This window comes from Aeromonas sp. MTB, assembly GCF_056632455.1.
This window is the reverse complement of sequence record NZ_CP147026.1, coordinates 3234192-3251110: the sequence shown is the minus strand read 5'-3', so window position 1 is coordinate 3251110 and position 16919 is coordinate 3234192. Positions and strand designations below refer to the sequence as shown.

Below are 16919 nucleotides of genomic sequence, written 5' to 3'. Positions count from 1 at the left end.
CCGGGTGCGTTCCCGGCTTGTCGGTTTATAGGGTAGAGAGGGTTACAACTGGTCGATCGCCGCAGCGAGACCCGCCAGGGTCAGCGGATGCATCCGTCCGCCAACCACGTCATTCATCAGTTTGATAGAGGGATGCCAGAGCCACTCCCGGCGCGGGGTGGGATTGATCCACACCAGTTTGGGAAAGTGCTGCTGCAATCGGGTGAGCCACACCTGACCCGACTCCTCGTTCCACTGCTCGACGCTGCCGCCGGGCCAGGTGATCTCGTAAGGGCCCATGGTGGCATCCCCCACCAGGATCACCCGGTAGTCGCTGCCGTAGGTGCGCAGCAGCCGCAGAGTATCGAACCGCTCCTCAAAGCGGCGGTTGTTGTCCTTCCAGACGAAGTCGTAGAGGCAGTTGTGAAAATAGAAGTACTCCAGATGCTTGAACTCGTGGCGCAAGGCGGAGAAGAGGCGCTGCACCTCGGCCACGTGGGCATCCATGGAGCCCCCCACATCGAAGAAAACCAACAGCTTCACCCCGTTGTGGCGCTTGGGCCGCAGCTTCACATCGAGCCAGCCCTGGCGGGCCGAACTTTTTATGGTGTCATCGAGATCCAGCTCGTCGGGACTGCCTTTGCGCACCCAGCGTCTGAGCTTTCGCAGCGCCAGCTGAATGGCACGCTGGCCGAGCGGTGAGTCCTCGCTGAAGTTGCGATAATGACGGGCCTCCCACACCTTGGCCGCCTTGCCGTGCTGCCCCTCTCCACCCATGCGCACCCCCTCGGGGTGAAAACCGCCATGGCCAAACGGGCTGCTGCCACCGGTCCCTACCCACTTGTTGCCACCGGCGTGGCGTTCTTTCTGCTCGCGTAATCGCTGGTTAAGGGTCTCCAGCAGCTTGTCAAGTCCGCCGAGGGATTTGAGCAGCGCTTTCTCCTCTGGGCTCAGCAGCCGTTCGAATTCCTTGCGCAGCCACTCCTCGGGCAGGTTCTCCGGCAGCAGGGGGATGGCTTCCAGCCCCTCATAGTATTCGGCGAAGGCGCGATCGAAGCGATCGTAGTGGGCCTCGTCTTTGACCAGCAGGCAGCGGGAGAGCTGGTAGAACTCGTCCATATCAATGGTGACCAGCCGGGCGGCCAGCGCGGCGTGCAAGTCCAGCAGCTCACGCAGGCTGCACGGCAGCTTGTGGCGGCGCAGATGGGTAAAAAAGTCGATCAGCATGAGTCAGCTGCCGCGCCGGACCAGAAAGGCGAGCTTCTCGAAGAGATGCAAATCCTGCTCGGTCTTGAGCAGAGCGCCATATAGTGCGGGTACCAGCTTGCCGGGTTCGCGGGCGCGCATCGCCTCGGGGGCGATATCGTCGGCCAGGAGCAGGCGGATCCAGTCCAGCAGCTCCGAGGTGGAGGGCTTCTTGCGCAGCCCCTCTACCTCGCGCAGCTCGAAGAAGAGATCCATTGCCTCGCCAAGCAGGCTCTCCTTGAGGTCGGGGTAGTGGAGTTTGACGATGGCCTGCATCTCGGCCTTGTCGGGGAAGCGGATGTAGTGGAAGAAACAGCGGCGCAGGAAGGCATCCGGCAGCTCTTTTTCATTGTTGGAGGTGATGATGACTACCGGCCGCTGGCGTGCCCTGACTCGCTCGCCGGTCTCGTAGACGTCGAACTCCATCCGATCCAGCTCCAGCAGCAGATCGTTGGGGAATTCGATGTCGGCTTTGTCGATCTCGTCGATCAGCAGCACAGGTCGCTGCTCGGCGCTGAAGGCCTGCCACAACTTGCCTTTACGAATGTAGTGACTGATATCGGCCACTCTGGGGTCGCCGAGCTGGGAGTCCCGCAGCCGGGCCACCGCATCATATTCGTAGAGTCCCTGTTGGGCCTTGGTGGTGGACTTGATATGCCAGGCAATGAGGTCTGTACCGAGATGGTCGGCGACCGCTTCTGCCAGCACAGTCTTGCCGGTGCCCGGCTCCCCTTTGATCAGCAGCGGTTTTTCGAGGGTGATGGCGGCATTGACCGCCATCTTCAATGCATCGGAGGCGAGATACTGGCTGCTTCCTGAAAATCCCATAACGTCGGTTCCTTTGACGATTGGCGCCCGGAGTCAGGGGCCAGAGAGAATAAGCTCTATATGTTGTAATACCATATGGTTATAACGAATAGTCACTTCTCATTCAGAAACCACAGGGTAATCTTGTTTCATCGTCGTAACAAACACAGGGATAGCGCCATGAGCAAAATTTTTGAGGACAACAGCCAGACTATCGGTCACACCCCGCTGGTTCGTCTCAACCGTGTTACCAAAGGTCGCGTGCTGGCCAAGATCGAGAGCCGCAACCCCAGCTTCAGCGTCAAGTGCCGTATCGGTGCCAACCTGATCTGGGATGCCGAGAAGCGCGGCATCCTGACCAAGGGTAAGGAGATCATCGAGCCCACCAGCGGCAACACGGGTATTGCTCTGGCCTTTGTCGCGGCAGCTCGCGGCTATCCCATCACCCTGACCATGCCGGCCACCATGAGCCTGGAGCGCCGCAAGCTGCTCAAGGCGCTCGGTGCCAATCTGGTGCTGACCGAAGGGCCCCTCGGCATGAAGGGGGCCATTGCCAAGGCCAACGAGATCCTCGAATCCGAGCCGGGCAAGTATGTGTTGCTGCAACAGTTTGAAAACCCGGCCAACCCGGAGATCCACGAAAAGACCACAGGCCCCGAGATTTGGGATGCCACTGACGGCGAAGTGGATGTGTTCGTGGCCGGGGTCGGTACCGGCGGCACCATTACCGGGGTCTCCCGCTATCTGAAGCAGACTAAAGGCAAAGCGGTGGTCTCTGTCGCAGTCGAACCGGCCGAGTCGCCCGTCATCAGCCAGAAGCTGGCCGGGGAAGAGATCAAACCGGGCCCCCACAAGATCCAGGGGATCGGCGCCGGCTTTATCCCAGGCAACCTGGACCTCTCCCTCATCGATCGGGTGGAGAAGGTGACCAGTGACGAAGCCATCGAGATGGCTCGTCGCCTGATGGAGGAGGAGGGGATCCTGGCTGGTATCAGCTCCGGTGCTGCGGTGGTGGCAGCCAGCCGTCTGGCCGAGCTGCCGGAATTTGCGGGCAAAACCATAGTGGTCATCCTGCCGAGTGCAGCTGAGCGTTACCTCTCCAGCGCCCTGTTTGCCGGGGTGTTCAGCGAGCAGGAGCTGCAGCAGTAACTGATCGGAATCTTTCAAAACAGCGGCGCTCCCAGGAGCGCCGCTTCTTTATGGGCTAGACTCAACCCCTGTTAGTGTCACTTGATCCTTATTTTTTGGGGTAAAATAACAAGTTCCGGAGTGAGAAAAAAAGCAGACATTCCGCTCTAAATCTCATATCCTGTGCGGCGTCACGCGGTGTTTGCTGGCTCGGTATCACAAAGTAACAAAGTGTTATTTTTCGTTATAAAATAATTTCAAGCCAGTCCTGATGCGGCTTGTAGCCCAATAACGGAAAATTGCCAACCAGCGCGCCGATTACTGCACAGAAACTTGACCTGGATTAAACCATTGCGGGTCTGCTTTCGTTACTTTACAACATATCCATACTGACACGGTGGGTCAGGTTGCTTCAAAAACGACCAATCCACCAAAAAATATCAATAATATGGGGTGAAACCATGTACGAGAAGTCTGTTGTTATTACTGCTGAAAACGGCCTGCACACCCGTCCGGCAGCTCAGTTCGTGAAAGAAGCCAAAGAATTCCAAAGCGAGATCACTGTGGTCTCCGGTGGCAAGTCCGCCAGCGCCAAGAGCCTGTTCAAGCTGCAGACCCTGGGCCTGACCAAGGGTACCAACGTAACTATCCAGGCTGACGGCCCGGATGCTCAGCAAGCTGTTGAGAAGCTGGTTGCCCTGATGGACGAGCTGGAGTAATCCAGCTTTAGATTCCTCCCCCACAGTCGTTTTAATAGGAAGGATTATGATATCTGGCATTCTTGCGTCCCCCGGTATCGCATTCGGTAAGGCGCTTCTTCTGAAAGAAGATGAAATCGTTATCAATCAGGGCAAAATCTCTGCTGACCAGATTGATGCCGAGATCAACCGTTTCCTCGAAGCTCGTACCAAGTCAGCTACCCAGCTGGAAGCCATCAAAGAGATGGCCGGTCGCACCTTCGGTGAGGAAAAAGAGGCCATCTTCGAAGGCCACATCATGCTGCTCGAAGATGAGGAGCTGGAAGGGGATATCAAATCCTTCATCAAAGAGAACAAGGCTTCCGCTGACAAAGCCATCTATGAGGTGATCGAACAGTACGCCAAGATGATGGCCGAGCTGGATGACCCTTATCTGCGCGAACGCGCTACCGACTTCCGTGACATCGGCACCCGTCTGGTCAAGAACGTACTGGGCATCGCCGTTGTCAACCTGAGCACCATCGACGAAGAGGTGATCCTGGTCGCCAAAGACCTGACCCCGTCCGAAACCGCTCAAATCAACCTGAAATATGTGCTGGGTTTCGTTACCGACATCGGTGGCCGTACCTCTCACACCTCCATCATGGCCCGCTCCCTGGAGCTGCCGGCCGTGGTAGGCACCAACGACATCACCGAGCGCGTCAAGAACGGTGACATGCTGGTGCTGGATGCGATCAACAACCAGATCATCATCAATCCGACCGCTGAACAGCTGACCGAAGCCAAGAAGTTCCAGGCTCAGTTCCAGGCCGAGAAAGATGAGCTGGCCAAGCTGAAAGATCTGCCTGCCATCACGCTGGATGGTCACCAGGTCGAAGTGTGCGCCAACATCGGTACCGTCAAGGATACCGAAGGTGCCATTCGCAATGGCGCCGAAGGCGTGGGTCTGTACCGTACCGAGTTCCTGTTTATGGACCGTGACGCGCTGCCGACCGAAGAAGAGCAGTTCAAAGCCTACAAAGAAGTGGCCGAAGCGATGCCGGATCAGCCGATCATCGTGCGTACCATGGACATTGGCGGCGACAAAGAGCTGCCGTACATGAATTTCCCGAAAGAGATGAACCCCTTCCTGGGCTGGCGTGCCGTGCGTATTTTCTTCGACCGCGAAGACATCATGCACGCTCAGCTGCGGGCCATTCTGCGCGCCTCTGCCTTCGGCAAACTGCGCATCATGTTCCCGATGATCATCTCTGTCGAAGAGTTCCGTAGCCTGAAAGCTACCGTAGAGACGCTGAAAGCCGAACTGCGTGCCGAAGGCAAAGCCTTTGATGAATCCATCGAAGTGGGTATCATGATCGAGACCCCGGCCGCTGCCGTGATGGCTCATCATCTGGCCAAGGAAGTGGATTTCTTCAGTATCGGTACCAACGACCTGACCCAGTACACCCTGGCTGTCGATCGTGGTAACGAGATGATCTCCGCCATGTACAACCCGCTGTCACCCTCCGTCCTGACCCTGATCAAGATGGTTATCGATGCGTCCCACGCCGAAGGCAAGTGGACCGGTATGTGTGGTGAACTGGCTGGTGACGAGCGCGCTACCCTGCTGCTGCTGGGTATGGGTCTGGATGAGTTCTCCATGAGCGCCATCTCTGTACCGCGTATCAAGAAGCTTATCCGCAACACCAACTTCGAAGATGTGAAGGCAATGGCTGATCAAGCACTGAGCTTTGCCACCGCCGCTGAAATCGAAGCATGCGTAGATAACTTTATTAAGCAGAAAGCAGTCTGCTAAGATCGGCTGCAAACAGCGACAAATCATCTCTAGGAGCTTTATATGGGTCTGTTTGATAAACTGAAGAAACTGGTTTCCGACGATAGCTCTGACACCGGCGGCATCGAAATCTTTGCTCCGCTGTCTGGCGAAATCGTGCCGATCGAAGATGTGCCTGACGTTGTCTTCGCCGAGAAGATCGTTGGTGACGGTATCGCCATCAAGCCGGCTGGCAACAAGATGGTTGCGCCGTGCGATGGTACCATCGGCAAGATTTTCGAGACCAACCACGCGTTCTCTCTGGAATCCGACTCCGGTATCGAGCTGTTCGTTCACTTCGGTATCGACACCGTTGAACTGAAAGGCGAAGGCTTCAAGCGTATCGCTCAGGAAGGTCAACAGGTCAAGCGCGGCGACACCATCATCGAGTTCGATCTGGCCGTTCTGGAAGCGAAAGCCAAGTCTACCCTGACTCCGGTTGTCATCTCCAACATGGACGAGATCAAAGAGCTGATCAAAATGACTGGTGCCGTGACTGTGGGCGAGACCCCGGTTATCCGTATCAAGAAGTAATGCCAAGCTGGCTCACGCCAGTTGCGCAGTAAAAAACCGAAGCCTTGTGCTTCGGTTTTTTTATGGCCGCGAGTCGGCTTTCCGTTCTGATTACCACTCTATTCCGTCGAGATGACAACCCGGTTACGGCCCTGATCCTTGGCCTGATAAAGGGCCCGGTCTGCCATCATCAGCAGATAGTCGATGCCCTCCTGCCCCTTCATGCTGGCACACCCCAGACTGATGGTGAGGGATAGCTGCTTCCCCTGCCATGGCAAGCGGGTGGAACTGACATGCTGGCGCAGCTGTTCGGCGCGCCGTGCTGCCTGGTCAATATCGCAACCAGGCAGGATCAGCAGGAACTCCTCTCCGCCCCAACGGGCCAGACTCTCCCCCGGCAACAGCTGGCCCGCCATAGCGTGGGCGACGGCGCAGAGCGCGGCATCGCCCGCAGGGTGGCCGTAGCGGTCATTGACCTGTTTGAAATGGTCGATATCTCCCAGTACCACCGAGAGGGGCTCACCTTGCAACCAAAGGGCCTGCAGCTGTTGCTGGGCGCCGCGCCGGTTGGTCAGTTCGGTGAGTGGATCGGTGCAGGAGAGGCGGCTCACCTCTTCCACCATACACTGCAGGTCGTGGATATCGCGAAAGGTGACGATATGGCCATCCGGGATGGCATCGGCTCCCAGCTGGGCAGTGACGATAAACCAGCGCGACTGACCGCTCTTGCAGCGGATCAGCGCAGGCATTTCGGCAACCTCCAGCCCTTGCGACAAGCTCTGTTCCACCTGGGAGTGCCAGGAGTCGATGATGGTGCGGCGATACCCTTCATCCGGGTAGGCGACCTGAAACCAGGAGGCCATGTCCGGCAGATCGTCAAGGTTGTAGCCCAGCTGCTCGATAAAGGCTTTATTCAGGAAGCGGTGGCGGCGCTGCGGGATCATGTCGGGTGAGCAGCCATCGTGACGGGCAATGGATTCGGACACCAGAATAGGCAGCGGGATCACATCGAAGGAGCGAAACAGGATCTGTTGCAGTTCTCGGTCATTCATAGGAAAAGCGGCTCCACGATGCATCTTTTATATGCTTTACCATAGGTCAGACCAGTGTGGTGGTAAACCGATTTATAGCGGTTCCGCCGCCGGTTTTTCAGCCAATGGCAAAGGCGAGAAAATGGCAGAGTTGTGTGCCGTGGCCGTATCGGGTGAAAGCTGGGCAGGCTGAGGAGAAGCGGCGGGGCAAAAGGGTCAAAAAAACCCACATGGTCAGGCACATGTGGGTCGGGAAAAACCAGGCAGGGTAAAACAGACACTCCCTGTGTCGGTCATCTTCAGCTCAGGTGGAGTGGTCCATCTGCTGGAGCTTTTCGGGCCAGGGCCCCTGCTGGTGGTCACCAAATCTTCACGCGCTCGGAAGGTGGCAGATAGAGCTTGTCTCCCGGCTTGATGGCAAAGGCGCTATAGAAGGCCGGCATATTGACGACGACGCCGTTGACCCGGTACTCCAGCGGCGAGTGGGGATCTGTCTTGAGCAGAACGGCTGCGAGCTCGGGCCGGTACTTCCCTTTCCACACCTGCGCCCAGCCGATAAAGAAGCGCTGATCGGCAGTGAAGCCATCGAGCACCGCTGACTTGCGGTTGCCCAGGGCGAGCCGGTACGCCTTGTGGGCGATGGTCAAGCCGCCGAGATCGCCGATGTTCTCGCCAAGGGTCAGCTGGCCGTTGACATGCTCCCCCTTGATGGGCTCGAAACGGTCGTACTGTTTCGCCAGTTTTTGCGCTCTGGCGGTGAACTCCTTGAGATCGGCCTGAGCCCACCAGTTGTGCAAGGCACCGTTGCCATCGAATTTGGCCCCCTGATCATCGAAACCATGGCTCAACTCGTGACCGATGACCGCGCCGATGGCGCCATAGTTGACCGCATCATCCGCCTTCAGATCGAAGTAGGGCGGTTGAAGTATGGCTGCCGGGAAGACGATCTCGTTGTTGTTCGGGTTGTAGTAGGCGTTCACCGTCTGCGGATTGTCGAACCACTTCTCCCGATCCACCGGTTGATGGAGGCGGGCAAGGTGCTCGTTGTAACGCACCGTGGCCGCGCGCTGGGCATTGCCGACCAGATCATCGGGACGGATCTCGATTGCGCTGTAATCCTGCCACTGGTCGGGATAGCCGATCTTGACCCGTACCTTCTCCAGTTTCGCCTGCGCCTGCTGTTTGGTCGGGGCAGACATCCAGTCGAGCCCACCGATCTCCTGGCGATAGGCAGCGATCAGATTGCGTACCATGGTCGCCATCTGTGCCTTGGCTTCGGCCGGGAAGTAGCGCTCCACGTAGAGTTTGCCCACCGCCTGACCCAGATAGTCGTCCAGTACCTCCATGGCCTGCTTCCAGGGCTCCCGCTGCCGGGGGATGCCGCTCAGGGTTGTACCGTAGAAAGCGAAGTGCAGGGCATTGCTCTGGCTGTCGAGATAGGGCGCATAAGTGCGTAGCAGATGGAACAGGCAGTAGGATTGCCACTGCGCGATGCTGGTCTCCTGCATCACGGCGGTCAGCTTCTCCAGATAGTCCGGCTCACTGACGATGATCTCCCTTTCCCCAGCGATACCGGCCTCTGTCAGGTAGCGTTGCCAATCCAGGGTGGGCAGCAACTGACTGAGGCGGGCGATGGGCAGTTTGTTGTAGGTGAGGTTGTCATCCCGCCGCTTGACTCTGTCCCACTGCAGGCTGGCGAGCCGGGTCTCCAGCGCCAGAATGCGATGGGCCTGTTCGCTCGCCCCCTCGACGCCGGCATGGTGTAGCAGGGCGGTAATGAACTGCTCGTAGCTGGCCCACACTGCCTTGCTGGCGGCATCTGTTTTCAGGTAGTAGTCCCGATCCGGCAGACCGAGACCGGATTGCTGCAGGTAGATCCCGTAGCTGTCAGGCTGCTTCTTGTCGGCCATGAACCCGATACCAAAGGGAGCGCCGCCGCCCAGCTTGCTGACCCGGGCAAAGTAGGTGGCCAGCGAGGCGCCATCATGGATGGCCATGATCTCGTCGCGCAGTGGCTGAATGGGGGTCAGCCCTTTGGCATCCCGCCCGACCTGATCCAGATAGCTGGCGTAGAGGTCGGCTATCTGCTGGCGAGGAGTTCCGGCTTGTTGCGGGCGCTTGAGCAGCTCCTCCAGCAACACCTTGCGATCCTCCAGCGACTTGTCCGCCAACAGATTGCCGATGGTCTGCCCCGGCATGTCATCCGGTATTTGGGTCTGGGCCAGCCAGTTGCCGTTGACGTGGCGAAACAGATCGTCCGCCGCGCGCACGCTGTTATCCATGCTGGCCAGATCCACCCCGGAGTGGCCGCTGGCGGCACCGGCGCATGGCGCGAGGCCGAGCAGGGCCAGCGCAATGAGGCTGGCGATCATGCTGCGTTGCTGTTTCATCTTGTGTGTCCTGTATGGGCTGCCAGTAGTGAATTGGCTATACCCGCTGGCCAATCAGCTGCGAACGACCGAGAGGAAGCGACCGTCGTGATTGAAGGTGCAGGTAAAGTCGACCGCATCATCATCGGTCTCGTACTGGCCATAGACCTTGTATCTGTGGCCACTCTCTTCTGCCGACTCGGTGGTGATATCGCGCGGGGAGACATGGAATTTGCTGGCTGCTTCCCCCGAGCAGTAACGGGGCATCTTGCTGGTGGCCATATGCTGGTCATTGCTATCGTCATGCTGGCCATCATGCTCGTGTTTGTTATCGCTGTGCTTTTTCCCGGCGTAATAGCCAGCGGCGCCGATGGCACCCAGCGCAGCTGCACCTATCAGGACTTTCTTGGTATCCATATTCTGGCAGCCGCTCAATGCCAGACAGGCGGCCAACCCCATTACCATCAAGGAGTGTTTCATCTCTCGGATCCTTTCAATTATCAAATGAGCAAGTCGGTGTCAGCCGGACGGTGGTCACAGGGCCCGGCGCTGGAATGGCGCCACTTTGCAATGGTCAGGATGAAGAGGACACTCAAATAAAATTAAAAAAACTTATAAAAGTCCGGGAGCCGGGGCGAGCGCGGTATGGGGGGCTCGGTGAGGGGAGAAGGGCGCAGGTTTCATCCATGCGGTAAGTAGTGGTGTGGGGCAAATGTTTGTTTTTATACTTTTATTTCTCTTTATATTTTATCAAGGGTGATGGCTGTCTGTTATGCGGCGGCCAGCCATGCTGGCGGTGGATAGCCGTCTCTATCTTCATAAACAGGGCATAAAAAAGCCGCTCACCTGGGTGAGCGGCTGTTGCCATCAGATTCATGCAGTTCGCTATCAGGCTGGCTGTTTGCCATCTTCTGCGGGCGGCGGCAGGGCGGCGGAGTTGGACTCCACCTTCTGCTCTTCGCCCTGCATGTTCTTGATGTAGACATCCATCTGGTTGAAGGCGATCTCGATGCCGTTCTCGCGGAACAGCTGGTCGATCTTGCGGTTCAACTCGTCCACCGCCGGGTTGCGATCACCCAGTTCGCTCACGAAGAAGCGCAGCTCGTGATCCAGGGTGCTGGCGCCAAAGGTGAGGAAGTAGACGATGGGAGCCGGGTCTTTCAGCACCCGGCTGTTTTCGTCGGCCGCTTGCTTGAGCAGGGTGCGGGTCAGTTCAAGATCTGAGCCGTACGCCACGCCCACCCGTACGATCACCCGGGTGACGGTGTCACTCAGCGACCAGTTGATGAGCCGTTCTGTCATCAGTTGCTGGTTGGGGATGATCACCTCTTTGCGGTCGAAGTCGGTCAGGGTGGTGGCGCGAATGCGGATCCGCGAGACGGTACCGGAGAAGGAGCCGATGGTGACGGTGTCACCGATCCGCACCGGACGCTCGAACAGGATGATGATGCCGGAGACGAAGTTGGAGAGGATCTCCTTCATGCCGAAACCGATACCGACTGACAGACCACCCGCGACCCACTGCAGCTTGTCCCACTGCACGCCCATCATGGAGAGAGCGGTCAGGGAGCCAAAGCCGATCAGCACGTAGTTGAGCATGGTGGTGATGGCGTAGGCGGTCCCCTGAGCCAGGTTGAGCTTGGAGAGCACCAGCACCTCCAGCAAGCCCGGCAGGTTGCGCGCCAGTGACCAGGCACCGCCGAGCAGCAGGAAGCCGATCAGCACATCACTCAGGCTGATGGGGAACAGCACGGCGTTGGCGCCGGTGCCTTCACTGCGGTGCCACAGCACCATGCTGTCGAGGTAGGAGAAGACCGCGACCAGATCGGACCAGAGCCAGTAGAAGGCGACGCCGAAGATCAGCATCAGCACGGTACGGGTCAGACGCAGGGACTGCTGGCTGACATCCTCCAGATCCATGGGCTGCTCTTCGATGGACTCGCCACCTTCCGCATCTTCCGAAGATTTGTGCTCACGCTTGGCCACCGCACGGCGGTAGGCCAGACGACGGGCCGCCAGCTCCAGACCACGCAGGGCTGTGCGGTAGACCAGGCTCCAGATGATGATGAGGTAGAAGGATTCGATCAGGCGACCGGTCAGCTTCAGCGCGGTGTAGTAGTAACCGAGCACCGCCAGCACGATCAGCGCCACCGGCGCCAGCGCCAGAGCGATGGCGATCAGCGACTTCTGCATGCTCGCCTCGCCCTTGATGCGGGCGCGGGAGATGGGGAACACCAGATAGGCGGCCAGCCCCAGCAGGGTCAGGGTCATGGCCTGGCCGATCACGTCGTTGCCCAGGGTGGAGGGTTCAACCACCGCCTTGGTTGCGAGCATGATGAGCGGCAGCAGTGGCAACCAGATGTAGCGCATGCTGTTGCGCTTGGCCTGCAGCTCCGCTTTCGGGATCCGGAAGTGGGTTTCGGCGATGCCGCCCGGGCGCATCACCGCCAGATAGACGCTGAACACCAGATAACCGAGGGCGAGGTTCAGGGTGATCTGGAACATCAGCTTGGGACTGAGCAGACCGCAGTAGGTGAGCAGCAGACCGCCAGCCAGAATGAACATGCTGCCCGGCAGGCGTTGCAGCACGGTATAGAGCAGGGCGCGCGGGGTGTGCCACTGGCTGTCCTGACGGAAACGGCCAAGGTCCTTGGTGATCTTCTTCTCGCGCTCAACCAGCGCCGGACGTTTCCAGACCAGCAGGCCGCCGATCAGCAGCAGCGGGAAGGCGAGCAGGGAGATCCCCAGCAGCTCTTCGCGCCAGCGTTTCCAGTCCGGTTTCAATACCCAGTCGGAGGCCTGTTTGTAGGCCTGGGCGGGCCAGCTGATAAACCACTTGCTGTCGATGGGCTTGTTGCTGCTTACCCAGAAGATGTGTTGCTGCAGGGTAAACTCGATAGAGGCATAGACCCGAGCCAGCTGCTGCTGGGTCAGCTGCAGGCTGATGGCGTTGGTGAGCTGGCTGTCGAGTTGGCGGTTGAGCTGATCGAGCAGATTGATGCGGGTGTCGAGCAGCTTGGCAAGGCTCTCCTTGTCCTCCTCGCTGACCGGATCCTTGCTGCCGGCGATCAGATTGTCCAGATAGAGGTTCTTCTGGAACAGCTGGTCACGCTGCTGGCTCAGTTCAAACTGGGCCAGATGCAGGTCGGCGATCTGCTCTTCCAGGTTTTTGACGGCGATGGTGGGCGCCGCTTCCAGCTGCTGGTAGAGCTGATAGAGGATGCGTGACAGCAGCAGATTGCCCTTGAGCATCTGCACCTGTTCATTGAGGTTGCGCTCGGTCTGGATGCCGCGCTCCAGCCAGCTCTTGGCTTGCAGGTTTTTCTGTACCAGCGAGTTGAGGCTGGTGGTGGCACCGATGAGCTGCTGGCTGAGCTGGTGATTGAGCTCCTGCTCTTTTTGCACCAGCGGGCTGTCTTCGGTCGCCACCAGTTCACCGGTCTGCTCGGCGGTTTTTTCGGTGTCGCCGAGGCGCTTGGCGCTGCTCTGATCCTGCAACAGCTGCAGTTTCTGCTCTTCGCTGGCGAGACGGGCACTCTGGTAGTCGCGCTGCTTGATCGCCAGATCCTGCATGCTGGTACGGTTATCCAGCTCCTTTTGCAGGTGGGCCAGTTGCAGGTCGAGCAGTGCCAGCTCGGCACCGAGCTTCATCTTCTCGGCGCTGGAGACGCTTTCACCGGCGTTGAGGCGGGTACGGATCTCCTGACTGCGCTGGTAGGCGCGGCTCATGCTGGCCTGTGCCCGCTCCGGCAGGGTCTGCAAGCTGGTGAGCTGGCTGCCGATGGCGCCGAGGGCCTCCTGGGCCGCCTGCATGTTGGCCAGCACTTCCGGCTGGCGGCTGTCGAGCTCTGCCAGACTCATGCTGGCGTATTCGCTCTTGATCTGCTCGGCACTCTTGCCCTTGGTCAGGGCATCGAGCTTGGCGCTGATCTCTCTGAGCTCGGTGGGCAGGTTGCGGATCCGCTGGGCCTGGGTCTTGGCCTTTGCCTCTTCCTTGTCGATGCTGTCGAGCAGGGCGAGGGTTTCGGTCAGCAACTTCTGATCCGCTTGCTGACTGACGGTCAGGGTTTCTGATTTACCCAGACCATCCAGCGCTCGCTGAACTGCGTTGCGAGAGGGGACATCTTGCGCCATGGCTTGCGGCACGCAGAGGCTGGCGAGGAGACAGAGCAGCGGCAACAAGGTAGCCGAGACTCTTTTAAAACGTATTGAGGGCATATAACTTCCGGGTTATTACGCGATATTCGGGAGATTTCCCGCATAGATTAAATTCGCGTGGATTCTAACACCGGGCTTGTCAGGTAAGCAGGGGGGAGGGACAAAAAAAACGGCGCCCGCAGGCGCCGTTTTCAACTCGTTCAGCTCTGATTAAAGAACGTGAACAGAAGCGGTGTTGGTTGTGCCGCTCGGTACCAGAGCACCGGAGACCATCACAACCACGTCACCTTTCAGACCCATGCCGATTTCCAGCGCGGCTTCTTTACCGATGCGATAGAAATCGTCGGTAGAGGCGATGCTGTCAACCACGTGAGCAACCACACCCTTGGTCAGAACCAGCTGGGCAGCAGTTTTCTTGTTGGTGGTGATAGCCAGGATCCAGGCTTTCGGGAAGTACTTGCGAATGGCCTTGGCAGACTTGCCGCCTTCGGTAGCAACCACGATCAGCGGGGCGTCCAGCTTCTCGGAGGTCTCTACGGCGCCTTTACATACGGCTTCGGTGATGCGCAGCTTGTTGCTGTCGTTGGCAGCAGACAGGTTGGACGGCATCACGGCATCGGTACGCTCGCAGATGGTGGCCATGATGGTCACGGCTTCCAGCGGGTACTTACCCTTGGCGGATTCACCGGACAGCATCACTGCGTCGGTACCGTCCAGGATGGCGTTGGCCACGTCACCAGCTTCGGCGCGGGTCGGACGCGGGTTCTTGATCATGGAGTCCAGCATCTGGGTGGCAGTGATAACCACTTTGCGGGCTTTGTTGCACTTGGCGATGATCATCTTCTGGGCGAAGATAACTTCTTCAACCGGGATCTCTACACCCATGTCGCCACGAGCAACCATGATGCCGTCGGAAACAGCCAGGATCTCGTCGAAGTTGTCCAGACCTTCCTGGTTTTCGATCTTGGAGATGATCTGGATGTTCTCGCCACCGTGGGCTTTCAGGTGCTCACGGATTTCCAGAACGTCTTCTTTCTTACGGATGAAAGAAGCAGCAACGAAATCAACGCCTTGCTCGCAACCGAAGATCAGGTCGCGCTTGTCTTTCTCGGCCAGGGCCGGCAGCTTGATGGAGACGCCCGGCAGGTTAACGCCTTTGTTCTCGCCCAGGTCACCGTTGTTCAGCACTTTACAGATAACTTCGCGCTCGGTGATTTCGATAACGTCCAGACCGATCAGGCCGTCATCAACCAGGATGCGGTTGCCGACGCGCAGATCGTTGGCGAAACCTGCATAGGTCACCGCCACTTTGTCTTTGTTGCCAACCACGGTCTGGTCGGTGGTGAAGGTGAAAGTCTGGCCAGCGACCAGCGCGACGTCGTTGCCGCCTTCCAGCTTCATGGTACGGATTTCCGGACCCTTGGTGTCCAGCAGGATAGCTGCGTGCTTGCCGGTCTCGGCCATTACAGCGCGCAGGTTGCTGATGCGGCTGCCGTGCTCGGCGTAGTCACCGTGGGAGAAGTTCAGGCGCATGACGTTCATGCCGGCGTCCAGCATTTTGGCCAGCATTTCTTTGGATTCGGTCTTCGGACCGATGGTGCAGACAATTTTGGTCTTTTTCATGTCAATCTTCATGGTTAAGGAATTTCCGCCGAGCAATATACACCAGTTTTTGGAATCTTTTTATGATCCAGAAACAACGTTTTGACCAGATAACGTTTTCTTTTCAGGGATAACGTTTTCCTGTGAGTCACATTTTAGAGCATACGGCCACAGGTTCGGGCTGAAGGGATACAAATGTTGCCATCTGTGGTTGTTTGGCCGGGTTGAGGTTCAGATGTTGTAAAATGACCACCCGTCCGCTGTCACCGTCTTGTCACCGGCTTGCGCAAAAATGTTAGTTCATTGGCGCACGGGTGAAGGAGGTCGGGATGAAAAACAGCCATGAAACCGGATGGGCTCTGCTCTTGCTGGGCGCCGCCCTGCTGCTGGTTCAGACGCTGCCAGCCCGCTACTGGCCTGATAATGCGCGACTGCTGGCGATTTTCTCCCTCCCAGTGAAAGGGGAGGCGGCCGCCGAGGGATTGGCGTGGCGAGAGTGGCAGGATCACAGTGCAGCGACCCGGATGGCGCTTCGTGCAGCCCGACCGCTGCCGGATGCTCCTCAGCCTTGATATTTATTGCTGCTTACCGGTCGTGAAAGCGTGAAATTATCAACCATTAGTTGATAGTTCTTATCTATCTTGCTGGATTGTCCACCTTTCATGGCAGGGGGATAATCGATTCCAACAGCGATATCCCCTCCGGTATCGCCCCCTGATACTTTGTTGGAGTCCGCTTTATGTCCCTCGCCCCTGTCTGGTTTATCTCTCACGGCGCACCGGATCTGGTGCTGCGTGAGCAACCCGCCACCCGCTTTCTGCGAACCCTGCGTCTGGGTGAGCTCAAGGGGCTGGTGGTCATCTCCGCCCACTGGTTCAGCCGCGAGTTGCAGATCAACGTCGAGCCCAAACCGGCGCTGATGTATGACTTTTACGGCTTTCCCGAGCCCCTCTACCGGATGCGCTGGCCTGCCAGCAGCCCCGAGTGGCTGCAACAAGGGGTGAGCGACCAGCTGGCACAGGCCGGACTGACCGCCACCCCGGTGCGGCGCGAGCTGGATCACGGGGTCTGGTCGCCCCTATCCCTGATCGACCCAAACAGCGAGATCCCGCTGGTGCAGATCTCCATTCCCGCGAGCTTCACCCCGGCCCAGTTGTGGCAACTGGGAGAGGTGTTGGGGGCGCTGCGCAGTCAGGGGATTGGTATCCTCGCCTCCGGCGCAATCACCCACAACCTGCGGGCGCTGGCACCGGAAGGCTCGCCAGTGCCGGAGTGGGCCAGCCAGTTTGTCGACTGGCTGGAGCAGAAGATGGCCGACGAGGATCGTCTGGCGCTGCTCGACTATCGCCAGCAGGCTCCCGGCGCGGTGGAGTCCCATCCCCACGATGACCACCTGCGCCCACTCTTTGTGGCGTTGGGGTCGGCCGATGGTGTGGCGCCCACCCGGCTGCACGAGAGCTGGGATGGCGGCAGCCTCTATATGGGCGCCTACCGCTTCGGCTGATACCCTCTCAACAAGACCCCGCCAATTGGCGGGGTCTTGTTGTTTACGGTGTGGGGGGTGAGCCGAAGGCTC

The 16919-nt window shown here is 58.5% G+C and carries 13 protein-coding genes; 6 read left to right on the top strand and 7 right to left on the bottom strand.

The genetic code is table 11. The features are described from left to right. Positions 1 to 42 precede the first annotated feature (42 nt). Both WBR25_RS14810 and WBR25_RS14805 read right to left on the bottom strand, forming a co-directional pair. Positions 43 to 1206, bottom strand: a complete 1164-nt coding sequence (locus WBR25_RS14810; protein ID WP_236357418.1) for a vWA domain-containing protein — start codon at positions 1204 to 1206, stop codon at positions 43 to 45. Positions 1207 to 1209: 3 nt separating this feature from the next. Beyond that, on the bottom strand, positions 1210 to 2052 hold the full coding sequence (locus WBR25_RS14805; RefSeq protein WP_479748454.1) for an AAA family ATPase: 843 nt from the start codon (positions 2050 to 2052) through the stop codon (positions 1210 to 1212). A gap of 159 nt (positions 2053 to 2211) precedes the next feature. Here WBR25_RS14805 and cysK point away from each other — a divergent pair, with 159 nt between their 5' ends. From cysK to crr, 4 genes are all read left to right on the top strand, one after another. Then, on the top strand, positions 2212 to 3180 hold the full coding sequence (cysK, locus tag WBR25_RS14800; RefSeq protein ID WP_005338267.1) for a cysteine synthase A: 969 nt from the start codon (positions 2212 to 2214) through the stop codon (positions 3178 to 3180). Positions 3181 to 3620: 440 nt separating this feature from the next. After that, entirely contained in the window at positions 3621 to 3878 is a 258-nt protein-coding gene (locus WBR25_RS14795; protein ID WP_005338266.1) for an HPr family phosphocarrier protein, read from the top strand. A gap of 46 nt (positions 3879 to 3924) precedes the next feature. Further along, positions 3925 to 5652: a phosphoenolpyruvate-protein phosphotransferase PtsI gene (gene ptsI / locus WBR25_RS14790; RefSeq protein WP_019446785.1), complete on the top strand. Its 1728-nt coding sequence runs from the start codon at positions 3925 to 3927 to the stop codon at positions 5650 to 5652. 42 nt (positions 5653 to 5694) lie between these two features. Then, positions 5695 to 6204 carry a PTS glucose transporter subunit IIA gene (crr, locus tag WBR25_RS14785; RefSeq protein ID WP_005338264.1) on the top strand — a complete coding sequence of 170 codons (510 nt, stop codon included), beginning with the start codon at positions 5695 to 5697 and terminating at the stop codon, positions 6202 to 6204. 98 nt (positions 6205 to 6302) lie between these two features. On the opposite strand, the gene WBR25_RS14780 is transcribed toward crr, so the two are convergent. The 5 genes from WBR25_RS14780 to pykF all read right to left on the bottom strand — a co-directional run bounded on the left by WBR25_RS14780 (position 6303) and on the right by pykF (position 15364). Beyond that, the gene (locus WBR25_RS14780; RefSeq protein WP_064336990.1) at positions 6303 to 7235 is read right to left on the bottom strand and encodes a GGDEF domain-containing protein; all 933 of its coding nucleotides are present in this window, start codon (positions 7233 to 7235) and stop codon (positions 6303 to 6305) included. 338 nt (positions 7236 to 7573) lie between these two features. Beyond that, the gene (locus WBR25_RS14775) at positions 7574 to 9604 is read right to left on the bottom strand and encodes a M13 family metallopeptidase (RefSeq protein WP_479748451.1); all 2031 of its coding nucleotides are present in this window, start codon (positions 9602 to 9604) and stop codon (positions 7574 to 7576) included. Between the two features lie 54 nt (positions 9605 to 9658). Beyond that, positions 9659 to 10063, bottom strand: a complete 405-nt coding sequence (locus WBR25_RS14770; protein WP_139443283.1) for a hypothetical protein — start codon at positions 10061 to 10063, stop codon at positions 9659 to 9661. 408 nt (positions 10064 to 10471) lie between these two features. Further along, positions 10472 to 13801 (bottom strand): mechanosensitive channel MscK, encoded by a 3330-nt coding sequence (gene mscK / locus WBR25_RS14765; protein ID WP_058057772.1) that lies wholly within the window; start codon positions 13799 to 13801, stop codon positions 10472 to 10474. Positions 13802 to 13951: 150 nt separating this feature from the next. Next, positions 13952 to 15364 carry a pyruvate kinase PykF gene (gene pykF, locus WBR25_RS14760; RefSeq protein WP_031227651.1) on the bottom strand — a complete coding sequence of 471 codons (1413 nt, stop codon included), beginning with the start codon at positions 15362 to 15364 and terminating at the stop codon, positions 13952 to 13954. 308 nt (positions 15365 to 15672) lie between these two features. Between pykF and WBR25_RS14755 the strand changes: the two genes are divergently transcribed. Both WBR25_RS14755 and WBR25_RS14750 read left to right on the top strand, forming a co-directional pair. Then, complete coding sequence (locus WBR25_RS14755) at positions 15673 to 15915, top strand: hypothetical protein (protein WP_100646456.1); 243 nt, start codon at positions 15673 to 15675, stop codon at positions 15913 to 15915. Between the two features lie 167 nt (positions 15916 to 16082). Then, the gene (locus WBR25_RS14750) at positions 16083 to 16847 is read left to right on the top strand and encodes a DODA-type extradiol aromatic ring-opening family dioxygenase (protein ID WP_479748449.1); all 765 of its coding nucleotides are present in this window, start codon (positions 16083 to 16085) and stop codon (positions 16845 to 16847) included. Positions 16848 to 16919 lie beyond the last annotated feature (72 nt).

Coding starts and splice junctions, on each gene's coding strand:
- WBR25_RS14755 (WP_100646456.1), top strand. CDS start 15,673: ATGAAAAACAGCCATGAAACCGGATGGGCTCTGCTCTTGCTGGGCGCC.
- cysK (WP_005338267.1), top strand. CDS start 2,212: ATGAGCAAAATTTTTGAGGACAACAGCCAGACTATCGGTCACACCCCG.
- WBR25_RS14780 (WP_064336990.1), bottom strand. CDS start 7,235: ATGAATGACCGAGAACTGCAACAGATCCTGTTTCGCTCCTTCGATGTG.
- mscK (WP_058057772.1), bottom strand. CDS start 13,801: ATGCCCTCAATACGTTTTAAAAGAGTCTCGGCTACCTTGTTGCCGCTG.
- WBR25_RS14775 (WP_479748451.1), bottom strand. CDS start 9,604: ATGAAACAGCAACGCAGCATGATCGCCAGCCTCATTGCGCTGGCCCTG.
- WBR25_RS14805 (WP_479748454.1), bottom strand. CDS start 2,052: ATGGGATTTTCAGGAAGCAGCCAGTATCTCGCCTCCGATGCATTGAAG.
- WBR25_RS14770 (WP_139443283.1), bottom strand. CDS start 10,063: ATGAAACACTCCTTGATGGTAATGGGGTTGGCCGCCTGTCTGGCATTG.
- ptsI (WP_019446785.1), top strand. CDS start 3,925: ATGATATCTGGCATTCTTGCGTCCCCCGGTATCGCATTCGGTAAGGCG.
- pykF (WP_031227651.1), bottom strand. CDS start 15,364: ATGAAAAAGACCAAAATTGTCTGCACCATCGGTCCGAAGACCGAATCC.
- WBR25_RS14750 (WP_479748449.1), top strand. CDS start 16,083: ATGTCCCTCGCCCCTGTCTGGTTTATCTCTCACGGCGCACCGGATCTG.
- WBR25_RS14810 (WP_236357418.1), bottom strand. CDS start 1,206: ATGCTGATCGACTTTTTTACCCATCTGCGCCGCCACAAGCTGCCGTGC.
- crr (WP_005338264.1), top strand. CDS start 5,695: ATGGGTCTGTTTGATAAACTGAAGAAACTGGTTTCCGACGATAGCTCT.
- WBR25_RS14795 (WP_005338266.1), top strand. CDS start 3,621: ATGTACGAGAAGTCTGTTGTTATTACTGCTGAAAACGGCCTGCACACC.